The sequence below is a fragment of the Sphingomonas sp. M6A6_1c genome (genome assembly GCF_053345135.1).
In genome coordinates, this window is the sequence record NZ_JBKEZO010000003.1 from 281,988 (window position 1) to 301,629 (window position 19,642).

Sequence of the window (19,642 nt, forward strand, 5' to 3'; positions counted from 1 at the left end):
CGTCGGCTCCGTCTAGCGCCGCACCGGGCCGGGGCGGAACGTGCGTGGATCGGCGGGGGCCTCGGTCCCGTCGGGCGTGTCGAACAGATGTTCGAGCATCGCCGCCATCGCGGTATAGCCCTTGCCGGTGAGCCGGACGCGGACGCGGCGGTGATCGGTCGGGTCGGGATGGCGCGAGAGCAATGCGGCCTCCTGCAACCGGTCGATGCGGCGCATCGCGCTGGTCGTGCTCTCGCCCGACATCAAGGTCAGGTCCTTGACGTACAGGCGCTCGCCGGTGCCGGCGGCGACGAACAAATCGATCATCATGTCCCAGGCGGGATCGACGAGCAGGTCGCGCGGCAGGAAGTGGCTCATCCGCGCGCGAAGCTGGCGGGCCTGTCGCGCCCGGGCGAGCAACGTCGGCGAGAAGGTCGCGGCGGGATCGCCGTCGAGCGGGGTGGCGCCGGCGAAGGCGGCGTGGTCGAGGGGCGGGCTCATCGTTCGCGCAGTGCCTCCTGCGCACGGTTGAGGGGTTTGAGCAGATATTGCAGCACGGTCTTGCTGCCGGTGTGGATGTCGACGGTGGCGACCATGCCCGGGGTGATCGGGAAGCGGCGGCCGGCCTTGTTGGTCAGCGAATCCGATTTGGTGCGGACGAAGACGCGGTAATAGAGCACGTCGGGCTTCACCTCGTCGCGGATCGTGTCGGGGGAGATCGTCGTGACGACGCCCTCCAGGCCGCCGTAGATCGAATAATCGTAGGCGGTGACCTTGACCTTGGCGGCCTGGCCGGGACGGATGAAGGCGATGTCGCGCGGCTGGATGCGCGCCTCGATCAGCAGGCGTTCGTCGAGCGGGACGATCTCCATCACCTTGCCGTTGGGCGGGATGACGCCGCCGATCGTCGACACCTCGATGTTCTTGACCACGCCGCGCACCGGCGAGCGCAGGGTGAGGCGGCTCAGCGTATCGGAGCGGCCGCGGATCACCGGGCCGAGCGAATCGACCTGTTCCATGACCTTGGCGAGATCCTGCCGCGCCTCGACCATATATTGCGAGCGCAGGTCGGCCTTCTTGAGCTCCAGTTCGGCGCGCTGGCGTTGCAGGCGCAGCACCTCGACGTTGCTCGCCGCGCCGACGGTGATCAGCGACTGGCCGATCGACACTTCGCGGCCGATCAGCGCGAGGCTCTGGTCGATCAGCCCGATCGAGGATTGCAGGCTGCGGCGGCGGGTCTCGTAGAGGCTGGTCTCCGCCGCCTTGAGCTCGGGGAAGCGGTCGAGTTCGGGCGAGAAACGCAGCGGCGTCCCATTGGCCTCGGCCTGCAGGCGGCCGGCGCTGGCGAGCGCGGCGCGATATTTCGCGGCGCTCTCCTCGACGGTCGAACCGGCCTGGGTCGGGTCGAGCTGCGCGAGCAACTGGCCGGGTTTGACGATATCGTCCTGATGGACGAGCAATTTGGCGAGGATGCCGCCTTCGAGCGATTGCAGCACCTGTTCGCGGCTGGTCGGCACGACGCGCGCCTCGCCGGTCGCGACCTCGTCGAGGTCGGCGAACCACGCCCAGCCGAGCGCGGCGACGAACAGGGCGGCGAGCAGCCAGATCAGGCGGGTGGCGGTGACGCGGGTGGCCTCGCCGTCGCCCCCGAACAGATGGTCGTCGTCAGCGGTGATGCTGGTCATGCCGCCGCACTCCGTGTGCCACGCATCGTGGCGAGGATCTGGTCGCGCGGACCGTCGAGAACGACGCCGCCCTGGTCGATGATGACGATGCGCTCGACGATATCGAGCATCCGCATGCGGTGCGTAGCCACCACGAGCGTGCGGTCGCGGCCCCATTCGCCGAGGCGCTGGATGAAGTGGCGTTCGGTCGCCTCGTCCATCGCCGCGGTGGGCTCGTCGAGCAGCGCGACCATCGGCTGGCGGAGCAGCAGCCGCGCGAGCAGCAGCGCCTGGACCTGCCCGCCCGACAGGCCGCGGCCGCCCTCCTGGACGACATGGCCGAGGCCGTCGCGCATCCGGCGCAGCATCGCGTCGGCGCCGACCATGGCGAGCACCGCCATGATCTCGGCGTCCGACGCCGACGGCGCGCCGAGCGTCAGATTCTCGCGCAGCGTACCGTGGAACAGCCGGCTCGACTGGGTGAGCAGCCCGACGTCGCGGCGGACGTCGGCGGGGTCGATCTGGTGCAGCGCGAGGCCGTCGAGCAGTACCTCGCCCGAGACGGGTTGCAGCATGCCCGACAGGCCCTGGAGCAACGTCGACTTGCCGGCGCCGTTGCGGCCGAGCAGCGCGATCCGTTCGCCCGCGGCGATCTCCAGCCCCGCGACGGTGAGCGCGGGCGGCGCGTTGGGATCGGCGTAGGTGAAGACCGCCGAGCGCAGCGTGAAGGCGCCGGTGACCGCAGGCAGCGGGATGCGATGGTCGGCGTCGGCGCTGTCCACCGGCAAGGCCATGATCTGATTGAGGCTGCCCATCGCGACCTTGGCGTGCTGCCAGCGGCCGAGCAACTGCGTCACCTGCGCCATCGGCGCCATCATCCGCGAACCGAGGATCGAGGTGGCGACGAGTACGCCGGTGGTGATGCTGCCCGAAATCACGAGCGGCGCGCCGACGAAGATGATCGCCGCATAGACGCCGTTCTGCACGCTCTGCGTCCACACCGACAGGCCGTTGGTGAGGCCACGCAGGCGCAATTGCGCCTCGCCGGCGACGGCATTGTAGTGGTTCCACTGCTGGTGGAAGCGTTCCTCCGCCTGGAGCGACTTGATGTCCTCGATACCCTGCACCGCCTCGACCAGCATCGCGTTGCGCAGCGAGGATTCGCGCATCGATTCCGTCGCCAGCATGCGCAGCCGGCGCTGGGCGAGCAGGCCGGGGAGCAGCAGCAGGACGAGCGCGACGACCGGCACCAGCGCCAGCATGCCGCCGATATACCAGAGCAGGCCGAGGAACATCAGGAAGAAGGGGAGGTCTGCGACGGTGGCGATCGTGGTCGAGGTCAGCATGTCGCGGACCTGATCGAGGTCGCGGAGCTGCGCGATGAAGGTCCCGGTCGAGGCCGGGCGTGACTGGTTGCGGACGCGCAGCGCGTGGCCGAAGACGCGGTCGGAGATGCGCAGATCGGCGCGCTTGCCGAGCACGTCGACGATGTTGGTGCGCAGCCGGCGCAAGGCGAAGTCGAACGCGATCGAGACGAGCACGCCGACGAACAGGATGGTCAGCGTCGGGATCGACGCCGCGGGCACGACGCGGTCGTAGACCTGCATCGAGAACAGCACGCCGGCAAGGCCGAGCAGATTGGTGACCACCGAGGCGACCATGACATGACCATAAGCGGGGGCGTCGCGCATCAGGATCTGGCGCAGCCAATGATCCTCGAACGGGCGGATATAGGTGTCGACGCGCGCGTCGGGCGAGGAGCGCGACGGCCGCGGCACGACGAAGCCGGTGGCGGCGGCGCGCAGCTCGGCGAGGGAAAGGCGGGTCTGGCCGCCACGGTCGCCGGGCAGCACCAACCGCGCCTGCTCGTCGCCGTCGATGCCGTCGATCAGGGCGATCTCGCCATCGGCGAGGCGGACGATCATCGGCAGCCGCCAGCCGCTGAGCTTGACCTCCTGCGGCGTCGAGAAGCGGACGGTGAGGCCGGTGGCGCGGGCGAGCGCGAGGATGCGCGCGTTCTCGTCGCCGCCGAGATCCCATTGCGCGGCGAGGCGCGCGCGTTGTTCGGAGACGGGCAGGCGATAGTGGCGGGCGACGCGGGCGAGCAGTTCGAGCCAGCCGTCGACGGCGGCGGGCGCCGCCGGGGCGATCGCGGCGGTCACAGCGTCACCCCGCGCACCGAGGTGCCCGAGAGGCCGAAGGCGTCGCGCATCCGGCCCGAGACGTACAGGCAGTCGATTTGCAGGCGGCGCAAATTCTGGGTGGTGTTGACCGCGTCGAAGCGCACCTGTTGCAGCTCCTGTTCGGCGTTGAGCAGATCGACCAAGGTGCGGGTTCCCATTTCGAGATACTGGATGCGGTAGAGGCGGCCGGTCTCGCGCATATTGTCCTCGCGCGAGGCCAGCGTGGTGACGAGGCGCGAGAGGCTGTCGATCTGCTGCTGCGCCTCGGCGAGCTGCTGGCTGCTCTCGTTGCGGATGCGTCGCGCGCTCGCCTCGGCCGCGTCGAGGCGATAGGCGGCGCTGCGCACCCGCGCCTTGGTGAGCCCGCCGGCGAAGATGTTGCTCGAAACGCGCAGGCCGAAATTATAGATGCTGCGGTCGCCGAACGGCGAGTTGACGTCGGTCGAGGCGTCGCCGCCGAACGACACGGTCGGATAGCGATCGGCACGGCTGCGGCGCAGGTTGGCGGCGGCACGCTCGGTCTCGGCGTCGGCGGCGGCGACCGCGGGCACGCTCTGCCACGACGGCGCGGGGCCGGCGCACCCCTGCATCAGCCAGCCGGGCACGTCGGCGGAGACGCCGGCGGGCGCGGGATGGCCGAGCAGGAAGGCGAGGTTGCTGGTCCAGCGCCGCTCCTCCGCCTCGACCTGGGTGAGGCTGGCTTCGGCCGCCTCGACGCGGGCCTGCGCCTGCAAGGCATCCGACCGGGTGGCGGCGCCCATCGTCGAGCGCTGGCCGACGAGTTCGCTGATCTGGCGGATGCGATCGGCCTGGTCGCGGGCGATGATCCGCTGCGCGGTGGCGCGCTGCAATTCGATGATCGCATAAGCGGTGTCGCGGACCAGCGTATCGACCGCGAGCAGCATCTCGGCGCGGCTGGCGCGGGTGCCGGCGCGGGCGGCGGCGACGTCGCTCGACACCTTGCCGAAATCGAAGAGCATCTGCGACGCGCTGAATTGCGGGCGGGGCGACCAGGTGCCCGACACGCGACTGTCATAGCCGCTGCCGAGCCCGCCGCTGATCGTCGGCAGATAGCCGGCGCGCGCGGCGGCGACGTCCTCGCCGCTGGCGGCGAGCGTGCCCGCCGCCTCGATCACCGACGGATGCCAGGCGACGGCGTCGCGCGCGGCGCTTTCCAGCGTGACCGGCACGGGGGCGGGGGCATCCGCGGCCATGCCGCTGCCGGCGAGGGCGACGGCCATCACCGCGCCCGTCGCGACCAATAATCCGGGTAACCGTCGTGGGGAAAGCATTGCAACCGGGTCCTCTCTTGCCGTGCAAAAGAGGCCCGGTTGCTTAACAAAGAGTAGATTTCACTCTTTCGCCATCAATACTTTAGACGCAGTTTGAGGTGCTTAAACAACATGATTGACGGTAGTTCCATGATGCGTTTGATCATCAAGCGTCGCGAGATAGTCGAGCGGGTCGGCGACGACCGCCGCGGCGACCGGCGCCACCGCGGCGCTGTGATCGGCGCTCAACGCATCGGCGTGGATGCCATTCTGCTGCGTGGCGAGATAGTGCGAGAGCACATCTTCGAGTTCGCCGCGGCCTTCGAACAGCTGGTAGGTGGCGAGCCCGATCGCCGTGCCGTCGCCCGTCGCGGCGACCGCGGGCGCGGTGGCGAGATGGGCGTCGGCGGTCACTGCGTGCGTATCCAGTGAAACCACATCGGGTTCGATACTGTACACCGGTGCGACGGCATAATGGACCATCGCCGAGGCATTGTCGCCGGGCACGTCGATCGTGACGTTCAGAGTCGTGGTCGCCGCGACTCCGTTGGGCTGCACCAACTGGTAGGTGAACGAGTCGGTCAGGTCGGTGGTCGAGTAAGCCAGCGTCGCACTCGGCTGGTAGACGTAATGGCCGACCTCATCGACGGTGAGCGTGCCGTGCGCGCCGTTGATGACGAGCGGGGTGTTGCCGACCTCGGTGAAGGTGTTGCCGGTGCCGACGCGGACCGCGACGAAGCTGGAATGGGCGTCGTCGTTGGCGAGCAGGCTGCCCTCGACCGGCGCCGGGCTGACGACGACATGGCTGTCGAGCAGCGTCGTCGTCCGTGCCAGCGTGACGGTGGTGGAGAAGCCCGATCCGACCACCGCGTCTGCGGCAAGCGTATAGCGGTAATTGCCCGCCGGCAGGTCGTTCAGCGTGAAGCTGGTGCTGGCGCCGCCGACGCCGGCCAGCGCGAGGTTGGTGATCGTCTGAGTAGTGCCGGCGGTGAGATTGGTCAGCGTCAGCGTATAATTGGGAGCAACGCTGAGCAGTGCCGCCGTCGACGCGCGGATGGTGATGTCGGCATCGGTGTTGGGCGCGACGACGAACGTATCGGTCCGCTCACCGTGCGACCCGACCGCGACCGGCAGCAGCGGCAGCTGTACCGCGGGCGTCGTGGTGAAGCTGTAGGTGATCGGTGCTGCCGTCTCGACGACGTTGGCATAGGTGACCGGCGCGAACGCGACGTCGGCGACGGCGACCGGGGCGCCGGTGATCGCGCCGCTGCCGACGGTGATCGACAGATTGGCGCTCTCCACCTCATTGTCGCTCGGGTCGATGATCGCATAGCTGAAGACGTCGGTATGGCCGATCGCCGCGGCGTTTACGTCGGGCGTGTAGGTGTAGCTGCCGTTGAGGTTGATCACCAGCGTGCCCCATTCGCCGTCGACGACGGTGCCGTCTGCGGTGACGGCGATCGTCGCGCCGGTGACGGTGTTGGTGACGCTGGTCACGTGCGTGCCCGGCGAAACCACGTCGACCGCGCCGCCGACGCCGGGGTCGGTGATGACGTTGCCGGTGGCGGCGACGGGCCGGACGCCGCCGACATCGGTATAATCGATGTCGGTGCCGCTGACCGCGAGGCTGCCGAGCAGGCCGGCGCCGACGCCGAGGCCGCTCTGATAGGTGAGGAAGGCGCGATATTCGCCCGATGCGAGCGTCTGGCTGGCGGTGAGATTGCCGTTGAGCAGGCTGAGGTCGAGCAGCGAGCCGCCCGGTGCGCCGTTGACCGCGACCCATTGCGTGCCGTCGAAGCGCTGGACGACGACGCTATAGCCGCTGGTGACGCCGATGTTGAGCGTCGCGTCATAGGTGAAGCTGGCGGCGAGATTGTGGCCGTCCTGCACCGTGAAGCGGACGCTGGGCGTGCCCAACACCTGCGCCTGCAGGTTGAGCGCGCCGGCGGAGACCAGGGCGAGGTAATTGGCGCTGCCGACCGCGGTGGGCGCGGCGGCGACCACCGGCAGCAGGTCGATCGTCGCATTGGCGGCGTTGCCGAACGCCTGGATGTCGAACGGCGCGACCACCGTCGCGGCGCCCGAGACGTTGCCGGCGGCATCGGCCAGCGTCACCGCCAGCGTCGCACCGGCGACCTGCGGCGTGAGCAGGTTGACGGTGAACGTGCCGTCGGCGCCGACGACGCCGTTGCCGAGGACGCTCGTGCCGCTGCGCACCTCGACGCGGGCGCCGATCTCGCCGGTGCCGCTGAGCGTCGTGCCGGTCGCGTTGACCGCCAGCGCCGCGGGCGCCGCCGGCGCGGTGATGTCGGGCGCGACGACGGTGATCCCAGCCGACACGTTGCGGGCGGCGTCGGTCTGGATCGCGGTCAGCGACTCGCCGTTGCGCTGCGGCGTCGTCAGCGTGACCTGATACGCGCCCGAACCGGCGACGAGCGCGGTGCCGAGGTCCACGCCGCCGGCGGAGCGGATCGTCACCGTCGCGCCGGGTTCGCCGCTGCCGATCACCTGGGTGCCGCCGACGACCACCGTCGCGGTCGGCGCGGCGGGGGCGGTCAGATCGGGGGCGAGCGCGAGCACCGGCGGCGAGGCGTTGCCGGCCCCGTCCGCCTGGACGACGTTGAGCAATTCGCCGTTGCGTTGCGCGGTGCTGAGCGTGACCGAATAGGCACCGGTGGCGTCGGCGGTGGCGGTGCCGAGCGAGACGCCGTTGAGTGTGACGGTGATCGCCGCGTTGGCCGCGCCGACACCGGTGACCAGCGCGCCATCGGTCGAGACGGTGGCGGTGAGACCTGCCGGTGCGGTCAAATCGGGTGCGGTGGCGACGACGGGCGCCGAGACGTTGCCGGCGGGATCCCGCTGGGTGACGGTGAGCGTCTCGCCATCGGTCTGCGCGGTCGTGAGCTGCACGGCATAGGTGCCACCGCCGCCGACGACGCCGGTGCCGATCGTCGTGCCCGCGGCGTTGGTGACGGTCACCGTCGCGCCGATCTCGCCGGTGCCGGTGACGAAGCCGCCGTCGCCCGTCACCGTCGCGACCGGCGCGAGCGGGGGGGTGCTGTCGGGCGCGACGGCCGGCGTGACCGGCGAAATGCCGCCGCCATCGCTCTGGCTGACGCCGAGCAGCTCGCCGTTGGTCTGCGGGGTGGAGAGCGCCACGGTATAGCTGCCGTCCGCGGCGGCGACGGTGCGGCCCAGCTCGCCGCCACCCGGAGCGGTGACGACGATGGTCGCGCCGGCTTCGCCGAGGCCGCTGACGCTGGCGCCGCCGATTGCGACGGTCGCGGTGGGGGCGGCGGGAGCGACGAGGTCGGGCGCGGTGAGCCCGGTGCCGGGCGACGCGTTGCCGGCGGGGTCCGCCTGCCGGATCGTCAGCGGCTCGCCGTCGATCTGCGCGGCGGAAAGCGGGATCGTGAAGCTGCCGTTCGCCGCGACCACGGCGCTGCCCAGCACCGTGCCGGCGGCGTTCGTGGCGGTGACGGTCGCGCCCGCCTCGCCGAGGCCGGAGATGCTGGCGCCGTCGCCGGCGACCGTGCCGCTGGGGGCGAGCGGCGCGGTGGTGTCGGGGGCAGTCGCGGTCGCGACGGGCGAGGGGTTGCCGCCGCCGTCGACCTGGATCGCGGTGAAGCCTTCGCCGTTCAGGCGCGCCGGGGTGAGCGGGACGCTGAAATTGCCGTTGGCGTCGGCCGTCACGGTGGCGGTGAAGCCGCCGGGGCCGGTGACCGTGACGGTCGCATTGGCCTCGCCGACGCCGCTGGCGAGCGTGCCGTCGCCGGCGATGGCGAGTGTCGGCGCCGCGGGCGGCGTGATGTCGGGGGCGAGCGCCGCGACCGGCGGCGAGACGTTGCCGCCGCCGTCGGTCTGCGTGGCGAGCAGCCGCTCGCCGTTGGCCTGCGGCGTGGACAAGGTGACGGCATAGCTGCCGTCGGCGGCGACGATGGTGACGCCGATCGGCGTGCCGGCGGGATCGGTGACGACGATCCGCGCGCCGGCCTCGCCCGCGCCGGTGACGGTGGTGCCGTCGGCGGAGACGATCGCGGTCGGCGCCAGCGGCGCGATCAGATCGGGGGCGGTGACGGTGCCGGGGAGCGAGACGTTGCGGGCGGCATCTTCCTGCGTCGCGGTCAGCGTGCCGCCGTTGTTCTGCTGCGTGGCGAGCGTGACGGTGAAGCTGCCGTCCGCCGCGACCGTCGCGGTGCCGAGCGCGGCGCCGGCGGCGTTGGTGATGGTAACGAGGGCGCCGGCCTCGCCGCTGCCGGTCACGACGGTACCGTCGCCGTTGATCGCGAGGGTCGGCGCGGCGGGGGCGGTGAAATCGGGCGCGACGACGGTGACGGTCGGCGAGACGTTGCCGGTCGCGTCGGTGAGCGTCACCCGGACGCTTTCGCCGTCGACCTGTGCGGTGGTGAGCTGCACGTTGAAGCCGCCGGTGACGTCGACGGTGCCGGTGCCGAGCAGGTTGCCGGCGGCATCGCGCACCATGGCGATCGTGCCGGGCTCGCCGGTGCCGCTGACGAAGGTGCCGTCGACGCCGACGCTGGCGACCGGGGCGGGCGGTGCGGTGAAGTCCGGCGCGACCAGCGGGATCGCGGGCGAGACGTTGCCGGTGCGGTCCGCCTGGGTGACGGCGAGCACCTGGCCGTCGACCTGCGCCGCGGACAGCGTCACCGCATAGCTGCCGGCGGTGGTGACGATGGCGGTGCCGAGCGACGTGCCGTTGAGGTCGCGCACGACGACGGTCGCGCCGGCCTCGCCGGTGCCGGTGACGACCGCGCCGGTCGGATCGAGCGTCGCGGTCGGTGCCGTCGGCGCGGTCAGGTCGGGTGCGATCGCGGTGGTCGGCGGCGACGCGCCGATCGCATCGGTCTGGGTGACGAACACCGTCTCGCCGTTGACGCGCGGCGTGGCGAGCGCGACGCTGTAGCTGCCGTCGGCCGCCGCGGTGCCGGTGGCGATGACGATGCCGGTGGCGCTGTAGACGGTGATCGCGGCGGAACCCATCGCGCGGCCGGTCACCGCGCTGCCGTCGCCGGTCACGGTGGCCGACGGCGGCATCGGGATGACGCCGGGGGCGATGTCGGGCGCGGTGGCGTTGACCACCGGCGACACGTTGTTCGCCGCGTCGGTCTGGCGGACGGTGAGCACCTCGCCGTCGACCTGCGCGGTCGAGAGCGTCGCGGTATAGCTGCCGTTGCCGGCGACAATGGCGGTGCCGATCTCCAGCCCGACGGGATTGCGGATCGAGATCGTCGCGCCCGCCTCGCCGGTGCCGGTGACCGACAGGCCGTCGCCGCCGACCGTCGCGGTGGGGGCGAGCGGCGCGGTGATGTCGGGCGCGGTCAGCGCGACGGTGGGCGAGGCGTTGCCGGCACCGTCGGCCTGGCCGACGACGAGCGTCTGGCGATCGACCTGCGGGGTGGCGAGCGTCACCGAATAATTGCCCTGCGCGGTGACGATGGCACTGCCGAGCAGCGCGCCGGCGCTGTCGCGGACGGTGACGGTCGCGCCGATCTCGCCGGTGCCGGTGACGATGCGGCCGCTGGCGTCGAGCGTCGCGGCGGGCGCCGGCGGCGGGGTGAGATCGGGCGCGGCGAAGGCGAGCGGCGGCGAGGTGTTGCCCGTCGGATCGGCCTGGACGACGGTGAGCGCCTCGCCGTTCGCCTGCGGCGTGGCGAGCGTGACCGCATAGCTGCCGTTGGCGGCGACGGTGTCGGTGCCGAGCACGGTGCCGTCGGCGGCGGTGACGGTGACGGTCGCGCCGGGTTCGCCGGTGCCGATCACGGTGCTGCCGCCGGCGGCGACGGACGCGGTGGGTGCGCCGGGGGCGGTGAAGTCGGGCGCGGCGATGGTCGTCGCGGGCGAGGCGTTGCCGGTGGGATCGGCCTGGGTGACGGTGACGGTCTGGCCGTTGCCCTGCTGCACGGTCAGCACGACGCTGTAGCTGCCGTCGGTCGCGACGACCGCGGTGCCGAGCGGATTGCCGGCGGCGTCGCGGACGGTGACGGTCGCGCCGGCCTCACCGATGCCGGTGACGCTGTTGCCGTCGGTCGCGACGGTGGCGGACGGCGCGGCGGGCGCGGTGATGTCGGGCGCGGCGAGGCCGGTCGCGGCCGAGACGTTGCCGGCGCCGTCCGCCTGGGTGACGGCGAGCGTGCCGCCATTGGCCTGCGGCGTGCCGAGCTGCACGGCATATTCGCCGGCGGCATTGGCGGTGGCGGTGCCGACCGCGGCACCGCTGGCGTCGCGGACGGTGACGGTCGCGCCCGCCTCCGCGGTGCCGGTGACGATCTGGCCGGTGGCGTCGATCGCCGCGGTCGGTGCGGCGGGGGCGGTGAGATCGGGTGCGATCGCGGTGGCGGGCGGCGACACCGCACCTGCGGCATCCGCCTGGGTGACGCGGATCGTCTCGCCGTCGAGCCGCGCGGGGGTCAGCGCAACGCTGTAGCTGCCGTCGGCGGCGGCGGTGCCGGTGCCGATCGCGACGCCGTTGGCGTCATACAGCGTGATCGCCGCGCCGCCGGCGGCGACGCCGGTGACTGCGGTGCCGTCGCCGGTCACCGCCGCGGTCGGCGCAGCGGGAAGGACGTCGACGATCAGGTCGGGCGCGGTGGCGGTGGCGACGGGCGAGACGTTGCCGGCGGCGTCGGCCTGACGGACGCTCAGCACCTCGCCGTCGATCTGCGGCGTGGACAGCGTGGCGGCATAGGTGCCGTTGGCGGCGACGGTGGCGGTGGCGATCACGGTGCCGAGCGGATCGCGGATGGTGACCGCGGCGCCGGGCTCGCCGACGCCGCTGACGCTGGCGCCGTCCGCGGCGACGGCGATGGTCGGCGCGGCGGGGGCGGTGAGATCGGGCGCGGTGAGCGGCGTCGCCGGCGAGGCATTGCCGGCGGCGTCGGTCTGGGTGACCGCGAGGCTCTGGCTGTCGACCTGCGGCGTGGCGAGGACGACCGCATAGCTGCCCTGTGCGCCGACCGTCGCCGAGCCGAGCGCGGTGCCGGCGGCATCGCGGACGACGATCGTGGCGCCGGGCTCGCCGGTACCGGTCACGGTGGTGCCGGTAGCGTCGAGCGTGGCGACCGGCGCGGCTGGCGGCGTGATGTCGGGCGCGGTCAGCGCCAGCGGCGTCGCCTGGTTGCCGGCGGCGTCGCTCTCGCGCACCGTCAGCGTCTCGCCATTCGCCTGCGCCGGGGTCAGCGCGACGGTATAGGTGCCGTCGGCACCAACCAGCGCGGTGCCGAGCACGGTGCCGGCGGCGTTGACGATCGTGATGCGCGCACCCGCCTCGCCGGCGCCGCTGACCGAGGCGCCGTCGGCGGTGATCGCCGCGGTCGGCTGGCCCGGTGCGGTGAGATCGGGGGCGACGGTGCTGGCGGTGCCCGAGGCGTTGCCGGCCGCGTCGGTCTGGCGCGCGTCGAGCCGCTCGCCGTTGACCTGCGCGGTGGCGAGCGTCGCGCTGTAGCTGCCGTCGGCGGCGACGGTGACGGTGGCGAGCGTGGTGCCGGCGGGATCGGTGATCGTGACGCGGGCGCCGGGCTCGCCGGTGCCGGTGACGACGGTGCCGGTGCCGTCGACCGCGACGGTCGGTGCGGCGGGGGCGGTGATGTCGGGGGCGGCGACCGCGACGGTCGGCGAGACGTTGCCGGCGGCGTCGCTCTGGCTGACGCTCAGCGCGCCGCCATTGGCCTGGGGCGTCGATAGCGTGACGGTGTAGCTGCCGTCGGTCGCGACCAAAGCGGTGCCGAGCACGGTGCCCGCGGCGTCGCGGACGGTGACGGTGGCGCCGGCCTCGCCGCGGCCGGAGACGGTCGCGCCGGTCGCATCGACCGCGGCGGTGGGGACGGTCGGCGCGGTGAGGTCGGGTGCCTGGATGACGACGGCGGGCGAGACGTTGCCGGCGGTATCGGTCTGGGTGATCGTGAGCCGCTCGTTGTCGATACGCGCCGGGGTGATCACCGCGGTATAGCTGCCGTCGGCCGAGACGGTGGTGGTGGCGATCACCGTACCGGCGGCATCGCGGACGGTGATGGTGGCGCCGGCCTCGCCGCGGCCGGTGATCGCGCTGCCGTCGCCACGGACGGAGGCGACGGGCACGGCGGGCGGCGTGGTGTCGGGCGTGCCGGTGCCGGTGCCAGTACCGGTGCCGGTATCGGGCGTCGGGGCGCCGCTGCCGGCGGCGGTGGCGTCGCTGCCGCCGCCGCTGGCGATCGCGACGATGCCGCCCGCCGCCGCGGCCCCGCCGAGCAGCATCGCGGGAAGCGCGAGCGACGAACCGCCCTCGCTGGCGGTGGCGGTGAGATCGGCGAGATCGCGGAGCGATGCGAATCGCGCTGCGCCGCCGCTGCCGTGCGCGACCCAGAGATGGCCGTCGGGTTCACGCAGCACGAGGTCGTTGGGCGTGGTGGCATTGGCGGGGTAGAAATCGGCGATGCGCACGGTCTGACCGTCGACGAGGCGGATGACGAGATCCTGGCCCTGGCGATCCATGCCGGCGATCTGGGCACGCGTGAGATCGAGGCGGACGATGCTCGGCGCGTCGAGGTCGACGCTGTTGCCGGCGACCTGGTTCACGGTGCCGTTCGCCTTCGAGATCACTTCGACGTTCATGGCCTATTCCTCTACTGGCACTTCGCTGCACGAGTTTGTCCGTATTGGACCGAGGTGCGATTGCTCTATGCTAGTAAAGTCGGGTCAAACCCCGAAGCTGCTTCGATACCGATATCGGTTTGAAATCCTGTTGTCGGTTCCGCGCCACACTCTAGCCTGATGAACAGAGAGGAGAGGGGCGAGGACCATGAATCCCGAAGCCGAATACTTGCGCCGCCGGGAATTGCACGAATTGCACATGGCGCGGCGGGCGCAGTGCAAGCGGGCGCGGCGGGTGCATCATCATCTTGCCGCCATCTATGCGACGCGGCGGGCCGATCTTGGCCCGGCTCCGATGCCGGTGGCGATGCCGGTGCCCGGACCGTGGCGGGCGTGGCGCAGCTTTTGGCGGCTGGTGTGGGATTGAGCGGAACGTGCCGGGCGCTCGTTCGTCCAGTGCTGCGAACGCACGGATGGGAGCGAATTTGGTAATGGCGATCTTCAACAAGGATATGGTCGAACTCGCCGGTCGCAACGACCTTTGGCAGAAAGAGGTCTATCGCGATGCCAAGGTGCAGATCGTGCTGATGGCGATCCCCGCGGGCGAGGAGATCGGCATGGAGACGCATCCCGCCGACCAGACGACCTTCATCGTCGACGGCGAGGCGCAGGTGGTGATCGACGGCCATTCGACCACGGCGACGCCCAACCACCTCGTCGTGGTACCGAAAGGTGCGCAGCACAATATCGTCAACAAGGGCGCGGGCGCGCTCAAGCTGTTCTCGGTCTACGCGCCCCCGGCGGAGCCGGAGGGTGCCGCCTTCAAGACCAAGGCCGAGGCGGAAGAGGCCGAGAAGGGGCTGCTCGCCAAGGCTGTCGACGCGGTGAAGGATGCCGTCGGGCAGTAAGCCCGGACACGATCTTCAGAGATGTCGCGCCATCGGGGGACTCAACCCCTCCGATGGTAGCGATTGGCATTTGATTTTTAGCGGGCTTGGTTGCATCCACCACCGCGCGGCACGGGTGTCGATCGGAGCGGAGGTTCGCGCATGGCTATCGACAATGCCGACCGTCTCGACGAGGCGCGGCAGCTGATCTCGCAGGCATTGGAGCTGGCCGTCGCGGCGGATGAGACGTTGGCCGCGGCCGAGCTGGAGCAGGCGCTCGACACGGTGACGCGCCGGGCCGATGCGCTGCGCTTCAGTTCAGGGTCGCCCCCGCGGCGCCCGTCTGCGACTCAATGATCGCCTGACAGGCGTCGGCGGCCATCATGAAGCCCGCCTCGGTCAGGGTGATCGCACCGCCGTACTCGGCGACCAGATCGCGATCGACCAGCACGTCGATCCAGCGGCGCGCGACCGGCGCCGAGACCCCCGTCGCGGTGATCAGCGGCGGCATGGTCATCGCATGGTCGTCGGCGACGAACAGCGCGTACAGCAGGTCGATCGGCGGGTTGTTGACGAACTCGGCCGGCATCACCGAGCGCAGCGCGCTGCGCGAGGCAAGCAGATCCCGCGCCGCGCCGCGCAACTGCTCCAGCATCACCGGGGAGCGGGCGGCGATCGCTCTTGCCCAGAAGTCTACAAGGCGCGATTGCCGCATGGCCTTCCGTCCTCTCTTGTCTAACTGACGCCTACGTGCCGGAGCCGGGGCGGTGAAACAACCTATAACAACTGTTGTGGATCAAATACTTAGTTAACGCTGTCGAAATCAGGCGAGTTCATACCAGATCGCGTCCTGCGCGAAGGCGTCCGCGGCGCTGCGGGTGCTGCCGTCGGCGAAGCGGATCGTCGCGTCGGGCACCGCGGTGCCGCGGACGAGCGCGGCGACGTGCAGGCTGCGGCCGCCGGCGCTGCGGGTGAAGGCGAGGATGCGATCGCTGCCCTCGACCGTGGCGGGACGATAGTCGCCGTCGGCGAACAGCGCCGGATCGGCGCGGCGGCGCGCGAGCAGGTCGGCGATCAGCCGCAGCTTGGCCGGCGCCGAGTCGCTGCCGAGCAACGCGGCGCGTTCGGCATAATCCACGGGGCGGCGGTTGTCGGGGTCGACGAGGCTGAGGTCGGCGAGTTCGGTGCCCTGATAAAGATCGGGCACGCCGGGCAACGTATAGCGCAGCAGCGTCTGGACGAGCGTATTGGCGCGCGCCGCAGGTTCGATCTCGGCGACGAAGGCGGTGACGTCGGCGGCGAAGCGGGGATCGGCGAGATAGGCGTCGATCAGCGCCGCGGCGGCGGCTTCATAGTCCTCGTCGGGGGCTTCCCAGGACGAGCGTAGCTTGGCCTCGCGCAACGCCTTCTGCTGCCATGCTTTCAGCCGGTCGGCGAAGTCGCCGGCCGCGCCCTCGGCGGGCCAGGCGCCGACGATCGTCTGGAGCAGCATGTAGCGGTCGCCGCCGTCGACGTCATGGTCCCAGCCCCAGGACAGCGCCTCCCACGCCTCGACGCGCGCGCGCCACGCATCGGGGATCGTGCTCAACACCGCGAGCCGGGCGCGGACGTCCTCGCCGCGCTTGTGGTCGTGCGTCGCGGTGGTCAGCATCGCGTGTGGCACGTCGCGGGCGCGATCGGCGACGATCTGGTGGAAGGCGTCGACGGGGATGCCGAGGATCGTGGCGTCGAAGCCGACGTCGTTGCGCGACAGCAACCGCCCCGACCGGTAGAAAGCGGTGTCTTCAACCGATTTGGCGGCGATCGGCGCGGAAAGCTGCTGGAAGCGGCGCACCGCGTCGGCGGCTTCGTCCGAAGTCCCCTGCGGCCCTTCGCCGGCGAGCCAGGCGAGGATGCGGTCGACGACATGCGCTTCGCCGGGCGGAATCAGCCACGACACGCGCTCGCGGACGAGACCGCGGATCGCGGCATCCTGCGGCGCGGCGGCGTCGCCGGTGCCATAGGTGCGGTAGACCGGGAACACCCAGAGCAGCCGCTCGATCGCGCGACGCAGCATCGCCGGGGTGACCGCCTCGTCGTCGCTTAGCGCGACGAAGGCGGCGACGCAGGCATCGAGCTGCGCGGAGAATTGCCACGCGAGCAAATCCTGCCGCGCCTCGAACTCCTCCGCCTCGAAGCCCTGGTAGCGGCCGCTGACCTCCTGCCACAATTCCTCGAGCGGCAGCGCGCCGAGCGGTTCGTGGATCAGCGTCGCGACCTGTTCCATGAAGTCGTAGCCGCTGGTGCCGTCCACGCCCCAGCCCACCGGCTGGCCTTCGCCCGCGCCGAGGATCTTCTCGATGACGATCCAGGCGTCGGGGCCGAGTCGTTCGCGCAGCGTGCGGCAATAGCCGATCGGATCGGTGAGCCCGTCGACGTGGTCGACGCGGACGCCGTCGATCAGCCCTTCGTCGTAGAGGCGGAAATAGAGGGCGTGCGTCGCCTCGAACACCGCGGGGTCCTCGATGCGGACGCCGGCGAGATCGTTGACGGTGAAGAAGCGGCGCCAGTTGAGCCGGTCGTTGGCGACGCGCCAGCTTGCCAGCCGGTAATGCTGGCGGCCGAGCAGGGTGGCGAGGTCGCTTTCCTGCACGTCGGGGCGGAGCGGGAAGCGGTGTTCGCCGTAAGCGACGATCGCGTCGCCCTCGACCGCGAGGTCGCCGTTGGCGATCGTCGCGGCGAGCGTGTCGCCGAGCACCGGCAGCAGCAGGGGTTGCGACCAGTCGATATCGAAGACGCGCGCGTAGGCACTCGCCTGACCGTTGGCGAGCACGTCGTTCCACCAGGCGTTGCCGCCGCCGGCGACGCCCATATGGTTGGGCACGATGTCGATGATCACCCCCATGTCCCGTGCCTTCAGCGCGGCGACGAGGCTGCGAAAGCCGTCCTCGCCGCCGAGTTCGGGGTTGATGCGGGTCGGATCGATGACGTCATAGCCGTGCGTCGACCCCGCGGCGGCGACGGTGATCGGCGAGGTGTAGAGATGGCTGATGCCGAGCCGGTCGAGATAGGGGACCAGCGCCTCGGCATCGGCGAAGGTGAAGCCGGCGTGGAACTGCATGCGATAGGTGGCGCGGGGCGTCATGCTTGGCTCTTTGCTGAAAGGAGGGCGGTGCGGCGCGCGACCTCGGGCCGGGCGAACAGCGCTTCGGTCGTGTCGGGCATGCGACGGCGCCAATTGGGATGTTCGTCGGTGGTGCCGGGCAAATTGGGCTGTTCCTCGATCCCGACCAGGTCTTCGAGCGGGACGATGGTCAGCGGGCACGGCGCCTGACGCGTGAAGGCGATTGCGGCGTCGATCGCGGCGGCGGGATCGTTGGGAACCGGGCCGGCGGCGACGCCCGCCCCCCGATAGGCGGTCCACAGCGCCTTCTTCTCGCCGATGCGGCGCAGACGGTCGGCGGGTTCGTCGCCGCTGCTGCGCTTCAATTTGTGGTTCCAGGTGATGTCGCGGCCGGTCCACCAGCCCGCCAGCGTCGCGGTGTCGTGCGTGCCCGTCATCGCCACCGCCTGCGCGTCCCACTCGGTGGAGGGCGTGAAGCCCGTGTCGTCGCGTTCGAAGGGGAGGACGCGCATGCCGAGCATGCCCTTGTCCGCCATCGTGTCGCGGAAGCCGGGGGGAACGGTGCCGAGATCCTCGCCGATGACGATCGCCTTCGCCCGGTGGGATTCGAGCGCGAGGATGCGGAGGAGATCGGCGAACGGCATGGCCAGATAGGCGCCGTCGCTGGCCTTGCCGCCGTCCGGGATCACCCACAGGCGTTTAAGGCCGAGCGCATGGTCGATGCGCAGCCCGCCGGCGTGGCGGAGCGCGGCGCGGACGGTGCGGATGAAGCCGTCGAAACCGGTCCGGCGCAGCGCGAAGGGGGACAGCGCGGTGATCCCCCAATTCTGCCCCTGCGGCCCGAGCGGATCGGGCGGCGCGCCGATCGACAGGCCGGTGAGGAGGTCGTCCCGGCGGTTCCACGCGTGGCTGCCGCCCGCGTCCATCCCGACGGCGAGATCGGCGATCAGGCCGATGCGCATGCCGGCGTCGCGGGCGGCTTGCTGTGCCTGGGCGAGGCTCGCGTCGGTGAGCCATTGCAGGAAGGCGTGGAAGGCGACGTCCTGCGCGTGGTCGGCGACGAAGCGGGCGACCGCGGGGCCGGCGGGGTCGTGATATTCGGCAGGCCAGTCCTGCCAGCCGCTGGCCCCGGTCGTGGCGAAGACATGCGCGTGGAGCGCATCGAAGCGGGCGTGTTCGTCCCAGTCGGGGCGGGTCGTGCGATCGGCATCGAAGCGGGCGCGAAGCCCGGCGGGGGCGTGATCAAAGGCGGTGCGGAGCTGCGCGAGGCGATCGGGCCAGGCGGTCTGCCAGTCGATCAGCGCGCCGCCGGCGGGACCGGTGTCGGACAGGCCGGCGAGCGTGGGGTCGGCGAGCAGCGCGTGGTGGAACTGGCGGCTCGACGGCGCATAGGGGCTGAAGCGGGTGGCGTCGGCGGGGAAGAGCGCATGCGTCGGGCTGATCGCGACCGTATCGGCGCCGGCGTTCGCGATCGCGCGTGCGGCTTCGGCGAGCGTGCCGAGGTCGCCGTAGGGCGCGCGGCGCGACCCGCGCAGCGCGGGAATCTGCACCGCCGGCCCCCAGCCATGGCCGGGCGGGGGCGCGACGCAGCGCGGCGGGGCGATGGCGAGCGTGATCGCGCCGGTGGCGGTGTTGAGGCGGTGGTAGCCGGATTCGGCGATCGCGGGGATCGTGCCGTCCGCGGCGATGGTGACGGCGCGGGTGGTGCCGTCTTCGAGGATCAGGCGTGCCGCGCCGGGTTCGACGGATGTGGCGATGGGGCGGCCGGTGTCGCCGGTGACGAACGGCACGCCGTCGACGCGCGTGTCGAGCGTATCGAGGATCGCGCGCAGCACCGCGTCGTCGACGCGATGCTGGCGGCCGTCGGCATCCTCCCATTCGACCTGCAGCCCGGCGGCGGCGGCTTCGGTGGCGAGGTCGGTCATCGCATCGCCCCTTGGTATTCCGGCGAGGGCCTGGGCCCGGTCGG

At 71.4% G+C, this 19,642-nt stretch carries 11 protein-coding genes; 3 read left to right on the plus strand and 8 right to left on the minus strand.

Annotated elements, in window-relative coordinates:
* Positions 1-12: 12 nt before the first annotated feature.
* The 5 genes from ACLBWH_RS07430 to ACLBWH_RS07450 form a co-directional block, all read right to left on the minus strand.
* Complete coding sequence (locus ACLBWH_RS07430; protein WP_447797889.1) at positions 13-480, minus strand: winged helix DNA-binding protein; 468 nt, start codon at positions 478-480, stop codon at positions 13-15.
* Positions 477-1,664, minus strand: coding sequence for an HlyD family type I secretion periplasmic adaptor subunit (locus ACLBWH_RS07435; RefSeq protein ID WP_322848774.1), 1,188 nt, complete (start codon positions 1,662-1,664; stop codon positions 477-479). The genes ACLBWH_RS07430 and ACLBWH_RS07435 overlap by 4 nt, the downstream gene beginning before the upstream one ends.
* Positions 1,661-3,805 (minus strand): type I secretion system permease/ATPase, encoded by a 2,145-nt coding sequence (locus tag ACLBWH_RS07440; RefSeq protein WP_447797891.1) that lies wholly within the window; start codon positions 3,803-3,805, stop codon positions 1,661-1,663. The genes ACLBWH_RS07435 and ACLBWH_RS07440 overlap by 4 nt, the downstream gene beginning before the upstream one ends.
* The gene (locus ACLBWH_RS07445) at positions 3,802-5,067 is read right to left on the minus strand and encodes a TolC family protein (RefSeq protein ID WP_322848776.1); all 1,266 of its coding nucleotides are present in this window, start codon (positions 5,065-5,067) and stop codon (positions 3,802-3,804) included. The genes ACLBWH_RS07440 and ACLBWH_RS07445 overlap by 4 nt, the downstream gene beginning before the upstream one ends.
* 153 nt (positions 5,068-5,220) lie before the next feature.
* A complete protein-coding gene (locus tag ACLBWH_RS07450; protein WP_447797894.1) occupies positions 5,221-13,704 on the minus strand; it encodes a BapA/Bap/LapF family large adhesin in 8,484 nt (2,827 codons plus the stop codon).
* Between the two features lie 187 nt (positions 13,705-13,891).
* Between ACLBWH_RS07450 and ACLBWH_RS07455 the strand changes: the two genes are divergently transcribed.
* The 3 genes from ACLBWH_RS07455 to ACLBWH_RS07465 all read left to right on the plus strand — a co-directional run bounded on the left by ACLBWH_RS07455 (position 13,892) and on the right by ACLBWH_RS07465 (position 14,927).
* Positions 13,892-14,110 (plus strand): hypothetical protein, encoded by a 219-nt coding sequence (locus tag ACLBWH_RS07455; protein ID WP_322848778.1) that lies wholly within the window; start codon positions 13,892-13,894, stop codon positions 14,108-14,110.
* 64 nt (positions 14,111-14,174) lie between these two features.
* Positions 14,175-14,591 carry a cupin domain-containing protein gene (locus ACLBWH_RS07460; protein ID WP_447797895.1) on the plus strand — a complete coding sequence of 139 codons (417 nt, stop codon included), beginning with the start codon at positions 14,175-14,177 and terminating at the stop codon, positions 14,589-14,591.
* A gap of 141 nt (positions 14,592-14,732) precedes the next feature.
* Complete coding sequence (locus tag ACLBWH_RS07465) at positions 14,733-14,927, plus strand: hypothetical protein (protein ID WP_322848780.1); 195 nt, start codon at positions 14,733-14,735, stop codon at positions 14,925-14,927.
* On the opposite strand, the gene ACLBWH_RS07470 is transcribed toward ACLBWH_RS07465, so the two are convergent.
* From ACLBWH_RS07470 to malQ, 3 genes are all read right to left on the minus strand, one after another.
* Positions 14,884-15,285, minus strand: a complete 402-nt coding sequence (locus ACLBWH_RS07470) for a hypothetical protein (RefSeq protein ID WP_447797897.1) — start codon at positions 15,283-15,285, stop codon at positions 14,884-14,886. The two genes, ACLBWH_RS07465 and ACLBWH_RS07470, sit on opposite strands and share 44 nt — an antisense overlap.
* 108 nt (positions 15,286-15,393) lie before the next feature.
* On the minus strand, positions 15,394-17,694 hold the full coding sequence (gene treY / locus ACLBWH_RS07475; RefSeq protein WP_447797899.1) for a malto-oligosyltrehalose synthase: 2,301 nt from the start codon (positions 17,692-17,694) through the stop codon (positions 15,394-15,396).
* Positions 17,691-19,598: a 4-alpha-glucanotransferase gene (gene malQ, locus ACLBWH_RS07480; protein WP_447797901.1), complete on the minus strand. Its 1,908-nt coding sequence runs from the start codon at positions 19,596-19,598 to the stop codon at positions 17,691-17,693. The genes treY and malQ overlap by 4 nt, the downstream gene beginning before the upstream one ends.
* Between the last annotated feature and the right edge of the window lie 44 nt (positions 19,599-19,642).

Bases quoted from the DNA above. Each gene is read 5' to 3' on its own strand.
- ACLBWH_RS07430 (WP_447797889.1), bottom strand. From the start codon at position 480: ATGAGCCCGCCCCTCGACCACGCCGCCTTCGCCGGCGCCACCCCGCTC.
- ACLBWH_RS07435 (WP_322848774.1), bottom strand. From the start codon at position 1,664: ATGACCAGCATCACCGCTGACGACGACCATCTGTTCGGGGGCGACGGC.
- ACLBWH_RS07445 (WP_322848776.1), bottom strand. From the start codon at position 5,067: ATGGCCGTCGCCCTCGCCGGCAGCGGCATGGCCGCGGATGCCCCCGCC.
- ACLBWH_RS07450 (WP_447797894.1), bottom strand. From the start codon at position 13,704: ATGAACGTCGAAGTGATCTCGAAGGCGAACGGCACCGTGAACCAGGTC.
- ACLBWH_RS07455 (WP_322848778.1), top strand. From the start codon at position 13,892: ATGAATCCCGAAGCCGAATACTTGCGCCGCCGGGAATTGCACGAATTG.
- ACLBWH_RS07460 (WP_447797895.1), top strand. From the start codon at position 14,175: ATGGCGATCTTCAACAAGGATATGGTCGAACTCGCCGGTCGCAACGAC.
- ACLBWH_RS07465 (WP_322848780.1), top strand. From the start codon at position 14,733: ATGGCTATCGACAATGCCGACCGTCTCGACGAGGCGCGGCAGCTGATC.
- ACLBWH_RS07470 (WP_447797897.1), bottom strand. From the start codon at position 15,285: ATGCGGCAATCGCGCCTTGTAGACTTCTGGGCAAGAGCGATCGCCGCC.
- treY (WP_447797899.1), bottom strand. From the start codon at position 17,694: ATGACGCCCCGCGCCACCTATCGCATGCAGTTCCACGCCGGCTTCACC.
- malQ (WP_447797901.1), bottom strand. From the start codon at position 19,598: ATGACCGACCTCGCCACCGAAGCCGCCGCCGCCGGGCTGCAGGTCGAA.